The sequence below is a fragment of the Pseudoalteromonas sp. Ld20 genome, assembly GCF_045064175.1.
GTDB lineage: Bacteria > Pseudomonadota > Gammaproteobacteria > Enterobacterales > Alteromonadaceae > Pseudoalteromonas > Pseudoalteromonas neustonica.
Genome location: NZ_JBISHB010000043.1, coordinates 349,560 through 362,366 on the forward strand (window position 1 = coordinate 349,560; position 12,807 = coordinate 362,366).

14 protein-coding genes and 1 other RNA gene are annotated in these 12,807 nt (G+C 41.3%); 5 read left to right on the forward strand and 10 right to left on the reverse strand.

Features of this window, described 5'->3' with window-relative positions; all coding sequences use genetic code 11:
• Nucleotides 1-2: 2 nt before the first annotated feature.
• Together rnpB and rsmI are read right to left on the reverse strand one after the other, a co-directional pair.
• An RNA gene (gene rnpB, locus ACJJVX_RS18680) (RNase P RNA component class A) lies at nt 3-382 on the reverse strand.
• A gap of 41 nt (nt 383-423) precedes the next feature.
• Nucleotides 424-1,281: a 16S rRNA (cytidine(1402)-2'-O)-methyltransferase gene (rsmI, locus tag ACJJVX_RS18685; RefSeq protein WP_405632886.1), complete on the reverse strand. Its 858-nt coding sequence runs from the start codon at nt 1,279-1,281 to the stop codon at nt 424-426.
• A gap of 61 nt (nt 1,282-1,342) precedes the next feature.
• Here rsmI and ACJJVX_RS18690 point away from each other — a divergent pair, with 61 nt between their 5' ends.
• From ACJJVX_RS18690 to dolP, 4 genes are read left to right on the forward strand one after another with little or no spacing between them, the layout of a single operon-like run.
• Nucleotides 1,343-3,220, forward strand: coding sequence for a penicillin-binding protein activator (locus ACJJVX_RS18690; protein WP_405632887.1), 1,878 nt, complete (start codon nt 1,343-1,345; stop codon nt 3,218-3,220).
• A gap of 41 nt (nt 3,221-3,261) precedes the next feature.
• Complete coding sequence (locus ACJJVX_RS18695; RefSeq protein ID WP_054204388.1) at nt 3,262-3,633, forward strand: YraN family protein; 372 nt, start codon at nt 3,262-3,264, stop codon at nt 3,631-3,633.
• Between the two features lies 1 nt (nt 3,634).
• Complete coding sequence (locus ACJJVX_RS18700; protein WP_054204389.1) at nt 3,635-4,222, forward strand: SIS domain-containing protein; 588 nt, start codon at nt 3,635-3,637, stop codon at nt 4,220-4,222.
• Nucleotides 4,222-4,788 (forward strand): division/outer membrane stress-associated lipid-binding lipoprotein, encoded by a 567-nt coding sequence (gene dolP / locus ACJJVX_RS18705; protein WP_405632890.1) that lies wholly within the window; start codon nt 4,222-4,224, stop codon nt 4,786-4,788. The genes ACJJVX_RS18700 and dolP overlap by 1 nt, the downstream gene beginning before the upstream one ends.
• A gap of 336 nt (nt 4,789-5,124) precedes the next feature.
• Here the strand turns inward: dolP and ACJJVX_RS18710 are convergent, their stop codons facing one another.
• The 8 genes from ACJJVX_RS18710 to zapE form a co-directional block, all read right to left on the reverse strand.
• On the reverse strand, nt 5,125-5,568 hold the full coding sequence (locus ACJJVX_RS18710; protein WP_054204391.1) for a ClpXP protease specificity-enhancing factor: 444 nt from the start codon (nt 5,566-5,568) through the stop codon (nt 5,125-5,127).
• Entirely contained in the window at nt 5,568-6,194 is a 627-nt protein-coding gene (gene sspA / locus ACJJVX_RS18715; protein WP_054204392.1) for a stringent starvation protein SspA, read from the reverse strand. The genes ACJJVX_RS18710 and sspA overlap by 1 nt, the downstream gene beginning before the upstream one ends.
• Before the next feature lie 79 nt (nt 6,195-6,273).
• Nucleotides 6,274-7,017, reverse strand: a complete 744-nt coding sequence (locus tag ACJJVX_RS18720; RefSeq protein WP_054204393.1) for a cytochrome c1 — start codon at nt 7,015-7,017, stop codon at nt 6,274-6,276.
• The gene (locus tag ACJJVX_RS18725; RefSeq protein ID WP_054204394.1) at nt 7,014-8,279 is read right to left on the reverse strand and encodes a cytochrome b N-terminal domain-containing protein; all 1,266 of its coding nucleotides are present in this window, start codon (nt 8,277-8,279) and stop codon (nt 7,014-7,016) included. Before ACJJVX_RS18725 ends, ACJJVX_RS18720 begins: the two co-directional genes overlap by 4 nt.
• Nucleotides 8,279-8,869: a ubiquinol-cytochrome c reductase iron-sulfur subunit gene (gene petA, locus ACJJVX_RS18730; protein ID WP_054204395.1), complete on the reverse strand. Its 591-nt coding sequence runs from the start codon at nt 8,867-8,869 to the stop codon at nt 8,279-8,281. The genes ACJJVX_RS18725 and petA overlap by 1 nt, the downstream gene beginning before the upstream one ends.
• Before the next feature lie 683 nt (nt 8,870-9,552).
• Nucleotides 9,553-9,942 carry a 30S ribosomal protein S9 gene (rpsI, locus tag ACJJVX_RS18735; RefSeq protein ID WP_054204396.1) on the reverse strand — a complete coding sequence of 130 codons (390 nt, stop codon included), beginning with the start codon at nt 9,940-9,942 and terminating at the stop codon, nt 9,553-9,555.
• A gap of 11 nt (nt 9,943-9,953) precedes the next feature.
• Nucleotides 9,954-10,382 carry a 50S ribosomal protein L13 gene (gene rplM / locus ACJJVX_RS18740; RefSeq protein ID WP_007378318.1) on the reverse strand — a complete coding sequence of 143 codons (429 nt, stop codon included), beginning with the start codon at nt 10,380-10,382 and terminating at the stop codon, nt 9,954-9,956.
• A gap of 408 nt (nt 10,383-10,790) precedes the next feature.
• Nucleotides 10,791-11,879 (reverse strand): cell division protein ZapE, encoded by a 1,089-nt coding sequence (zapE, locus tag ACJJVX_RS18745; protein WP_054204397.1) that lies wholly within the window; start codon nt 11,877-11,879, stop codon nt 10,791-10,793.
• Nucleotides 11,880-12,022: 143 nt separating this feature from the next.
• Between zapE and ACJJVX_RS18750 the strand changes: the two genes are divergently transcribed.
• Nucleotides 12,023-12,466, forward strand: coding sequence for a YhcB family protein (locus ACJJVX_RS18750; protein ID WP_054204398.1), 444 nt, complete (start codon nt 12,023-12,025; stop codon nt 12,464-12,466).
• The last annotated feature ends 341 nt before the right edge of the window (nt 12,467-12,807 follow it).

Here is a 12,807-nt window from a genome sequence, read left to right on the forward strand (position 1 = left end):
TGAGTTTGAGTCAGCCTATAAGCCGGGTTTTGTCCTTTCCGAAGAAAGTGATAATCATTCGTCTAGGCCATAAATCGCTCTATGGCTCAAGCAACCTACCCGGTTCTCACGTGGGCCACGCGTTCATTATTTAAAATGATAGAACCCTATTTGGTCTTGCTCCGGGTGGAGTTTACCTTGCAACCAACTATTACTAGTGGCCCGGTGCGCTCTTACCGCACCCTTTCACCCTTACCAATCCGAAGATTGGCGGTCTCCTCTCTGCTGCACTTGTCGTGGGCTCGCGCCCCCCAGCCGTTAGCTGGCACCCTGCCCTATGGAGCCCGGACTTTCCTCCCCCTGATCATTTTCGTCACAGGCAGCGATCATCTTGGCTGACTCGGCGCGCATTATACCTGAGCTAAGCAGTATGTGCAGTAAGATTTATTCTTTTTCGTCGATAATTGTTTTATATAAGGCATTTTTCTTCATGCCGAAGTAATCAGCCACAATACCGCAGGCTTTTTTCATTGGCATTTCATTCTCAAGGAGCGCCAGCATTTTACGCGCCTCTGGTGGTACATCATCAACAAGCTTTGCTTTACCTGGCAACATGAGTACTATTTCACCGCGCTGCTTGGTTGGGTCGTCAGTTAAAAACTGTTTAAGCTCGCTTACTGTGCCATTAAAAAAGGTTTCAAATGTTTTGGTTAGCTCTTTAGCAAATACAACCTGCTGATCGCTGCCAAGCGCAGCTTCTAAATCGTCAAGGCTGGCCATTATACGATGCGTGCTTTCGTACATGATGCTGGTGATGTTGGAATTAACCGCATCAATGAAAAAATCTTGTCGCGATTTACTTTTAGCGGGTGTAAAGCCAATAAACTGAAAACGATCAGTTGGTAAGCCTGAACAACATACGGCCGTAATTGCAGCACACGCACCTGGAATTGGCGTGACATGCGCACCTTGCTCTCGGCATAAGTTAACCACGGCATAACCTGGATCACTAATCAGCGGTGTGCCGGCATCCGATACCAACGCAATATTTAAACCTTGATTTAGTTGATCAATAATTTGTTGCGCTTTTTGCTTTTCGTTATGGTCATGCAAAGCAAACGTTTTTGCTTTAATCCCAAAATGACTGAGCAACTTGCCGGTGTGGCGAGTGTCTTCAGCAGCGATTAAGTCAACTTGCGATAATGTCGCGATTGCGCGCTGACTTAAATCGTCAAAATTGCCGATTGGGGTGGCTACAATGTAAAGAGTGCCGATTTTCTGTGAATTCTCCTCATTTAACATTGAGGTCTCCTGCGTCAGTCAGTAATATAAGCAAATCGCGTTAACGTATTGGGAAATCATTGTGCGACTTAAACTTGTTAGTCTATTAATCATATTGTCAGGGTTATCGGCCTGTAGTACAACCGAAAAACCGACTAAAACCACTGAAAACCTCAGTTCAGCTAATAGCACCACACAAATTCAAGCGACTGATGCACAATCTATGTACCAAATTGCTTTGAATCGCCAAGGTGCTGATAAAATTCAGCTACTGTACAGTGCTCGTGACGCAGCAATAACTGAACAAAGCTGGCCACTATTGGAACAAGTGTGTATCGAACTTGAGCGTACTCCGAGTGTTGATCAGGTACAAAACAAGCTTTACATCGCATTTGCACAAAAGCAGCAAAACAAGAACACTTTGGCGCTTGAAATCCTCGCCAGTTTAGATTCACAACTAACACAGCCCGAACACTTTGCATGGCACCAATATCTAACAGCCAGTATTTACGCATCACAAAATTTACCTAAAGACGCGATGCCTTACTTTTTTAGGGCGTCAGAGACTGCAAGTAAAAATAACTTAACCATACCGCAGTTAAACAAAGGATTATGGGAAAACTTAAAACAGCTTTCATCTTACGCGCTTGAACGCTTTAACCGCGGCTCTGTTGTTCAACAAGGTTGGGTTAATTTAGCTTTATATCATTTAGTGTATTTAGGCGCGCCTGTTGAATTGGATCAGGCAATTAATAATTGGCAGCGACGCTATCCAACTCACCCTGCGATAGATGTATTGCCTAAGAAAGCGGCCGCACTTATAGCTATTGCCCCCTTAGATATTGAACGTTTAGTAGTGCTAATTCCTCAGTCAGGTGCAAATGAACGATTAGGTGATGCATTAAAAGCAGGTATTTTAGGTGCGCTAGATAGCTCACCGATTCAAGAGACTATTTTTATTGATGAAATGCTTAGTCCCTCAGAAATAACAGCTAAGCTTAGCGAGATTAAACCAAACTTTGTGATTGGCCCATTACTCAAAGGTAACATTGATAAACTTGTGGCTAATCAAGCTCTGCAAAGCTATCCAACTTTACATTTAAATTCATTTGATGGCGAACGCACATCAACTCAGCATTATTTCTTTGCACTTAATCCTGAGCATGAAGTTCAGCAAGCGCTGGAACACTTTTTAGCAATGGGTTACCAAAAACCGATGTTGCTTGCGCCAAATAACGGTGCTGGTCAACGGTTAGTTGAGTACTTTAATGTTCAGTGGCAACGCTATAGTGAAACAAAACCAGAAGTCGGTTTATACGATGATAAAAAGGACATGCCTACAACGATAACCAGCTTACTCGAAGTGGATAAATCGAAGGAGCGAATCAGCACAGTAAAATCATTATTTAAACAAGAAGTTGAAAGCGAAACTCGATCTCGTCGTGATATTGATGTTATTTATATCCTAGGTGATGCCATGGAAACCCGTTTGCTCAAACCTTATTTAGATGTAAATGTAAGTACCTTTGCTGAACGGATCCCACTTTACGCAAGTTCAAAAAGTCATAGTAAACAAATTGATAAAACTGATAAAGGCGACCTAGATGGTTTGTACTTTACTGAGTTACCGTGGATGCTAAGTGACCAAATACCAAAGCAAGCCTTACGTCAGCAATATAATACTTTATGGCCTGATCAAGCTGATATAAGCCAACGATTATTTGCGATGGCCTATGACTCCGTAGCAATGCTTAGTGATATTACACAGTTGAGTATGATCCCTGGTAAGCAGTTCGGTGGTTTAACAGGCCAATTAAGCATTACTAGCGATGGCCAAATTAACCGTCATTTGAATTGGGCTCAATACAAAAACAAGCAAATTAGCGCCGTGCAACTTAAAACACATGCACCGATCCCATTATTTATGCAAACAGCAAGTGACCAAATGGGGAGTGAGTAGCTATAATCCTGATTTGAGGCCAGCAAAATAAGGATGTTGTGATGTCTTGGTTTAAACAACTATGGCAAAATAGCCGTGAAAAAGGTCAGTATTACGAGTTACAAGCGCAAAAGTATTTAGAAGAGCAAGGTTTAATAGCCATTGAGCGCAACTATAACTGCCCCTACGGCGAACTAGATGTGATAATGCGTGATGGTGATACATTAGTATTTGTTGAAGTGAAGTTTCGCAGTAGCCACATAAAAGGCGGCGCGCTGCATGCACTTGGTAAACAAAAACAGCAACGTTTAAAACGTACAATTTATCATTATTTAGCATTTAAAAAACTGAGTAATCAAGCGCTCAGAATTGACTTTGTCGCAATAACCGGCGAAGTGCCGCAACAACTTAATTGGATAAAAAACGTATTTTAATATGCAAGATACAATAAAAGAAATTTTTACAGAAAGTATTCAAGTGCAGATTGCTGCGGGTGAAGTTTTGCCTAGTGCGTTAGAAAGCGCCGCATTCACAATTGCGCAAAGCTTAATCAATGGTAATAAATTGATTTTTTGCGGCACAGCAAGCTGTCATATGCTGGCTCAACACATGGCTGGTGTGTTGATTAATTTTTATGAAACAGAACGCCCGTGCTTACCTGCAATTGCGTTATCGCAAGAGCATATTAACTTAGGTCAAACGAGCCAAAGTGACGAACAAGATACATTTGCTCGCCAAGTGCGTGCGTTTGCACAACAAGGTGATTTATTGTTGGTACTGGCCATTAATGGTAATGAAAAGAATATTATTTCTGCGGTTGAGGCTGCGTTAACTAAAGATATGAAAGTGATCGTTTTAGTGGGTGATGATGGTGGTGAATTAGCAGGCTTGCTTGGCGCAAATGATGTTGAGATCCGCGTACCATCAAAGCGCCCTAGTCGCATTATAGAGTCACACTTAGTTAACCTTCATTGCCTAAGTGAGCTAATCGATTTAACCCTATTTCCACAGGATGAAAGTTAATGCTCAAGCACTCACTTATTATTATCAGTACCGTTTTATTTTTACAAGGTTGCGCCGTTGCCGTTGTTGCAGGAACTGCTGGCGCAGTAACTGCAGCGAATGATCGCCGAACTTTGGGTTCGCAAATTGATGATAACAACATCGAGATCAAAGCTAACTTATCTATAAATGAGATACCACACTTAGCAGATCATGCCAATATAAGCGCTGTAAGCGTTAATGGCATTGTTTTATTGATAGGGCAAGTTGCCAATCAAGAAATGAAAAATGAAGCCCATCGTGCGATTGAGACAGTAATAGGCATACGTAAAATCCATAATCAGATTCGTATCGGTTCTAATATTAGCATTAGCACAAAAACACACGATTCGTGGTTAACATCAAAAGTAAAAACAAAGCTACTTACTACCGATAATATTAGTAGTAATAACATCAAAGTAATTACTGAAAATGGCGAAGTTTTCTTAATGGGTTTAGTCTCCAACTCCGAGGCTAACACGGCTGTAAGCGTTGCCCGTAACGTATCTGGTGTTGAACGTGTAATTAAAGTGTTTGAGTATTTGTAAAGGTATCAGGTTCGAGGAGTTTAAAAGCCTTGCAGTTAATATCGCAAGGTTTTTTAATTCCTGTAGGCGGGAGTTTACCTCGCGCATCTTCACTAAAAAACGCGGGGTAAACAATCAACCTTAACCCGGCTTCTAGCAGCTCGTCGCCTATGAACTTTAACACCACCTGCGCGGTATAAAGCCCCGTCTACGCAAACATAAATCCCTATGCGCCCGCAGCAGGGAGTTTACCTAGCACCTAGTCACTTCCCTAGCACCTTTGATTTTTACCTTTAATGCGCTTTTATACTGACATAAAAAAACCGCTACTTAGCGGTTTTTTTGTCAATTTACATATTATTTTACAACACGTAAATGCGAGCCTTTTTTATTATCTGGCTTAGGCGGTGTAGGTTCATCATCAGGGGTGAACCCATCGTCTAAATCAACACTTTCTAGCTCACCTACAAAATCGTCTTCGTCCTCTAAAAACTCATCTGCGGTAAACACTGTGCCTTCTCCGTTTTCGCGGGCATAAATAGCAAGCACTGCACCAATTGGCACATATACTTGCATTGGCTGACCACCAAATCGGGCGCTAAAGCTTAATTGCTGATTATCCATCGAAAACTGCGTGACGGCTGAAGGGCTAATATTAAGCACAATTTGACCATCTTGGATAAACTGTGTTGGTATTTGCACTGCAGGAAAATCAGCGTTTACCACTAAATGTGGCGTACACTGATTATCAACAATCCAATCAAAAAAAGCGCGGAGTAAATAAGGACGATTAGACGTCATTACAAACGGATCTCACGCTCAGCTTCAGTCAAAGAAGCTTGGAATGATTCACGCTCAAATAAACGGATCATGTATTCTTTCATTTCTTTAGAACCAGCACCATTAAGCTCAATACCAAGTTCAGGTAAACGCCATAGTAGTGGTGCTAAGTAGCAATCAACTAAACTGAATTCTTCACTCATAAAGTAAGGAGCTTCAGTAAAGATTGCTGCAACAGCTAGTAATGCTTCTGTCAGCTCTTTACGTGCTTGAGCAGCATCTGCGCCATTGCCATAAACTTTTGCAGCAAGGCTATACCAGTCCGTATCGATACGATGCATCATTAGACGGCTACGGCCACGCATTACCGGATATACAGGCATTAGTGGAGGATGAGGAAAACGTTCATCAAGGTATTCCATGATGATGTTTGCCTGATATAAACCTAACTCACGGTCAATCAGTGTTGGCACTGTACCGTAAGGGTTAATTTCATGAAGTGCTTCTGGCAGGTTGTCCTTTTCAGCCAGATGAATATCTACACTTACGCCTTTTTCAGCAAGTACAATACGTACTTGATGGCTATACATACAGTTAGCACCAGAAAAAAGGGTCATTACAGGGCGCTTATTGGCAGCTACGGCCATGCCTACCTCCATTAAATAACAAAAACAGCAATAGGGGCTTAAGCCCCTATTGCAAAATTACCTTTAAATATGTTCAAACTTAATGAACATCTCTCCAGTATTCTTTCTTAAGCATGAATGCCAAGATAAACAGGATAATTAAAAATCCGATTACCTTAAGACCTAACGCTTCTGAATCAAGACGTGAAGGTTCACCCACGTATTCGAGGAAGTTAGTTAAATCACGAGCCGCTTGGTCGTATTCATCCACACTCATTTCGCCCGACCCATCTGTTTCAGTGCCAATAACTTTAGTCACAGTGTGACCATGTTCTTCAACCTGTTCAGTAATAGGTGTTGGTAAGCCTTGCAATTCTTGAAGAACGTGAGGCATACCTACCGATGGGAAAACAATATTGTTTACGCCAAACGGACGAGATTCATCTTTATAAAATGATTTTAAATACGTGTAAATATAATCCGGAGATTTTACACGTGCAATTAGAGTTAGATCCGGCGGAGCCGCACCAAACCATTTTGCTGCATCATCTTTTTCCATTGCATTGGTAATGTGACTACCGACTTTTGAACCATCAAAAATTAATTGTTCAAGACCTACTTCTGTAGGAATCCCGATATCACGAAAAGTACGTTCATAACGCTGATACTCCATTTGGTGACAACCAAGGCAGTAGTTCATGAACAACTTAGCACCACGTTGCAACGAAGGCTGATCAGTTAGGTCATTTCCAGCTTCCATTAATGGAACCGAAGGACCCGCCGCCATTGCCGGCAATACGTTTATTGATAAAGCAAATAAACCGATAATTAGCTTTTTCATCATTTCGTCAACCTCTCTGGCAATGGCTTAGTTTTTTCATTCTTACTGTATACAAACAACAGCACGAAGAACATAAAGTAAGTCACAGTACAGACTTGCGAGATAATCGTTTTCATATCAGTTTGAGGAGTTGCACCCACCCAACCTAATAGAACGAAAGTAACCACAAAACCTGCAATATTCCATTTATGGAAGCCACAACGATAACGAACAGATTTAACTGTACCACGGTCAAGCCAAGGTAATAACGCAAGTACTACAATCGATGCGCCCATCGCAGCAACACCCATAAGTTTATCAGGGATTGCACGTAAGATTGCATAGAATGGCGTAAAGTACCACACTGGGAAAATATGCTCAGGAGTCTTAAGTGGATTTGCTGGCTCAAAGTTTGGCGCTTCTAAAAAGAACCCACCCATCGCTGGCATAAAGAACACAACCCAACAAAAGAAAATTAAGAAACCAACCACACCCACAATATCTTTTACTGTGTAGTAAGGATGGAACGGTATCGCATCAACAATATCTTTCTTGTCAGTGTAATACTCATGGAATTTAAATTTAGGCTTATCTTCTTCAGCTACAGAGCCTTTCTTACGCTTGATTTCAACACCGTCAGGGTTGTTTGAACCCACTTCGTGAAGTGCCACAATATGTAAGAACACTAAGATCACGATAACCAATGGCAATGCAATTACATGCAGTGCAAAGAAGCGGTTAAGCGTCGCACCAGATATTACATAATCACCACGGATCCAAAGCGTTAAGTCATCACCAATAACCGGAATAGCACCGAATAGTGAAATGATTACCTGTGCACCCCAAAACGACATTTGCCCCCAAGGTAATAAATACCCCATGAAAGCTTCAGCCATAAGTGCTAAGAAAATAAACATACCAAACAACCACAGTAATTCACGTGGTTTTTGATAAGAACCATAGATCATACCACGGAACATATGCAGATAAATAACGATGAAGAACGCTGACGCACCCGTTGAGTGCAAATAGCGTAATAACCAGCCGTATTCTACATCACGCATGATGTATTCTACTGACGCAAACGCGCCCTCAGCAGACGGAACATAGTTCATGGTTAACCAAATACCTGTAAGGATTTGGTTTACTAGCATTAACATGGCTAACGAGCCAAAGAAATACCAGAAATTAAAGTTTTTAGGTGCAGGATACTGTGCTATATGCATGTTCCAAACACGTGTCATTGGGATACGATCGTCGATCCAACCAATAATTTTACCAAACATTAGGCTACCCCTCTTTCTTCACCCACTAAAATAGTGGTCTCATCTAGAAAAGTATAAGGTGGTATTTCTAAGTTCAATGGAGCAGGTACCGATTGGAATACACGGCCAGCCATATCAAATTTAGAACCATGACATGGGCAGTAGAAACCGTCATCAGTTCCTTCTACCTTTTCACCAAATCCACCACTTAAAAACTGCGGTGAACATCCTAAATGCGTACAAATACCTACAGCGAGAAATATCTCTGGACGTAATGAACGGTAATCATTTGTTGATGATTCTAATTGTTGTGGCTCTTGCGATTGCGGATCACGAAGTTGACCTTCATGTTCTTTCATCTGCTCAAGCATTTTTGGGGTACGTGATACAACCCATACAGGTTTACCACGCCACTCGACACGTATTAATTGTCCAGGCTCAAGTTTGCTGATATCTACTTCTACAGGCGCACCCGCAGATTTAGCTCGCTCACTTGGATTCCAAGACGCAATAAAAGGAACAGCAGCCCCAGCCGCACCAACACCACCTACAACAGAGGTAGCTATGGTTAAAAAGCGACGTCGGCCATTGTCTACAGGCGCATTGCTCATCCACTTATCTCCACTATGATTCTCAACACTTGCCATATTGAGAACATCAGTTACAGCAGGTTAATTTTTCGAAATTTTAAAATAGAAGCGATCATAATTAAAACCCCTGACTAAAACAAGGTTATTAACAGCCTCATGCTCGAATAATCCCGACTTTATCAACTAATTGACTAAGTTAGCTCGAGCATAGAGCCGTCTCTATGATATGACTTTTACAAAAACAATATACTGACCAAGATCAACCTCACTAAGAGGAAGCAGAAAAACTGCACATGGTGCTGTTGAACTCACTCACATTACTTGCCAGACAATTGTAGCAAAAAAATTCATCAATTAACTGACGGATTTACACTAATTATGATAATTATTGAACTTTTTTTAGAGTTATACGCAGGAAAGGCAGTAGTAGGTTAATTATTAGGCGTATATTTAATACGAGTTTGCTGGTTACTTATAAAAAGTGCGAGTTTTCGAATACTGTAGATTTCTGTTTCAAAGGGTACACTGAGCTTTGAAGTGTTCGTGGCGTTCTTTTACCCATGGGTTTCGTGATACCCAACCCACGCTACGGTGTATTGGTTGACACTGTACTACTCGCTAACTTTACTCTCGCTAGCTTTTATAGCTCAAAAAACAAAAAACCCAGCATAAGCTGGGTTTTTGAATTCTTGATAACGTAAATATTAACGTTTTGAGAACTGTGGACGCTTACGCGCTTTCTTAAGACCCACTTTCTTACGCTCAACTTTACGTGCATCACGTGTAACGAAACCTGCTTTACGAAGTTGTGGACGTAATGACTCGTCAAACTCCATAAGTGCACGAGTGATACCGTGACGGATAGCACCAGCTTGACCAGTAGTACCACCACCAGAAACGGTGATGTAAAGATCAAACTTTTCAGTCATATCAACAAGCCCAAGAGCTTGATGAACAACCATGCGTGCTGTATCGCGACCAAAATACTCTTCTAAAGAGCGATTGTTGATTACGATGTTACCAGTGCCTGGGCGTAAGAATACGCGAGCACTTGAACTTTTACGACGACCTGTACCGTAGTATTGATTTGCCATGTTAGTGCTCCTTAAATGTCTAGAACCTGAGGCTGTTGTGCAGCATGGTTGTGCTCAGTACCAGTGTAAACCTTAAGTTTACGGTACATTGCGCGGCCTAAAGGACCACGTGGCAACATGCCCTTAACAGCCTTCTCGATGATCATTTCAGGCTTTGCAGCTTGAAGTTTATCAAAAGTAGTAGACTTAAGACCACCTGGAAAACCAGAGTGTGAATAGTACACTTTGTTTTTGAATTTGTTACCAGTTACAGTAACTTTTTCAGCGTTGATAACGATGATATAATCACCAGTATCTACGTGCGGTGTATATTCAACTTTATGCTTACCGCGTAGGCGATGAGCGATTTCAGTAGCGATACGACCTAAAGTTTTACCTTCAGCGTCAACTACATACCAGTCACGTTTTACTGTTTCCGGTTTAGCAACAAACGTTTTCATTTATAAAAATCCAATGTTTTTCAATTAAAACCACAGGTAATTATTATTAATTACCGCTCTAAATGTTTGCTCCAACCCCTTCGAGTTTAAGACTTGTGCGCCATTCAAAAGAGGCTAATCTAATGAAGGCAATAGAACGCAACGTGGCAGACGCGGGAGTATACCAGCACTTTTACCACATTGCTACTCAACGGTTGTTTTTTCCGCAAGAAATTTGTTCTATAAGCTATAAGCTATAAGCTATAAGCTATAAGCTATAAGCTATAAGCTATAAGCTATAAGCTATAAGCTATAAGCTATAAGCTATAAGCTATAAGCTATAAATTTTGTTCGTATTAACTTACGTGTCAAGAAAAGCTTGCCTTAACTGACAGCTGACGGCTGACGGCTGACGGCTGACGGCTCAGACTACGCCAAATGCTCTCTTGCTAAATACTCTAACGACTGCATTTCTTGCAATCGACTAATACAACGCTTGAACTCAAAATTAAGATTTCCTTGCGTGTATAACTCAGTGATTGGTTTTTCTGCTGAGATGATCAATGTTACGTGGCGCTCGTAAAACTCATCGACCAATGCAATAAAGCGACGTGCTGCATCATCATTACTTTGCCCGAGTTGTTTTACGTTCGATAAAATCACCGTATTATATAATCGGCTTATTTCCATGTAATCAACTTGGCTACGTGCGCTTTCACACAGCTCAGCAAAATCAAACATCACAATACAATCGGATACTTTGCGGGTTTTGATCATTCGCCCTTCTATTTGTATAGAAGTATCGAGCTTGCCAGGCTCTGGCGATAGCTTATCAAAATACTCAAACAAGTTTTTATCAGCTTGCTCATCCAACGGGCTATGAAATATCTCAGCCTGCTCCAAAGTACGTAATCGGTAATCAATACCCGAATCCACATTCACAATTTCAGTGTTTGCATTTACGAGTGCTATTGCTGGTAAAAAACGAGCTCGCTGCAGGCCATTGCGATATAATTCGTCAGGCACAATATTGGACGTTGCCACTAAAACGATACCACGAGCAAATAATGCTTCCATTAAACCGCCAAGTAGCATGGCATCTGTGATGTCTTGTACAAAAAATTCGTCAAAGCAGATAATGTCAGTTTCAGCTTTGAGAATATCAGCCACCACTTCAAGTGGATCAGCCGTTTTATTGAGCTTTTTAAGCTCATCGTGAACACGGTGCATAAAGCGATGGAAATGCACGCGCATTTTCCGTGTTCCCGGTAGCGCCTCATAAAAGGTGTCGACTAAATAGGTTTTACCGCGACCCACACCACCCCAAAAGTACAAACCTTTTATAGGAGCCGTGCTATCTTTACTAAATAGCTTCGCAAACCAACCTTGAGTCGCAGGTTTTTGAGTCGTTAAATCATCGTATAACCTTTGTAGGTGACGCACTGCATTTTCTTGTGCGGCATCATAAACAAAGTCATCACGCTGTAGATCTTGTTGGTATTTTTGCCAAGGAGTCATAGATTATTACAATAAAACACGGTTTAATTTGCGCAATATATTAACACGCATCGTAACTCGGGGTATATTATCCGCAGCAGAAATTATTTTTGAATATACGCTTTATGCGTAATTTTAGTTATTTTCCCAAAGGGGTAGAATTTATGGGTACAGTTACTTGGATCGGCATTATTATTATTGTGGCAGTTGCGGCGTTTTTCCTCGGCGCATTTGTAACTAAAAAGCAATTTAAACAAGATGAGCTAGAACAACAGGCTGAACAGGCAAAAAATGCACTAGAGCAATATCGTCAAGATGTTGCCGATCATCTAGCAAGTACAGGTAAGCTCGTTAATAAGATGAAAGACAATTATGATCAGCTACTTGATCACGTTGAAGAAACAAACAAATTACTCGTTAATGATAAAAAGCAGCACCCTGCTGAACCATTTTTCTCAAAAGAAACCACAGAACAATTACAACGCTCATTAAAAGAGCGTCAGAGCGATCGCTCATCTGCTCATGCACAACCAGCTGACTATGTATCAGGTGAGTCAGGGTTATTTGCAGGCGAGAATAAAGAGCCTGAATCAGCGAAAGCGTCTTAGGGCGCGTTGACCTTTCGTGATTGATTTTGCAGCAGTATGTTTGGTATTTAGACAAGGCAGCGCCTATGCAGTGTGGTTGTTCCCCATAAATAAGCGATAACGCAGTATAAATGCCAAACATGCGCTGCCCAAAGGGTTCTTCCTAGGGGCGATTGACTCTTTGTTGCTCGGTTTTTACTTAGCCCGCTAGGTTACAAACCTCGCGCCGCGATTAAATCGCCCCTAGATTGAACAAATTTCAATCCACAAAGGTCAACACGCCCTAGTAATTTCAAATATTCTAAAGTGTCTTGATGAACTTTTATTTGACCCCATAGTCTGTAGATAGAGCAGCTTATGTT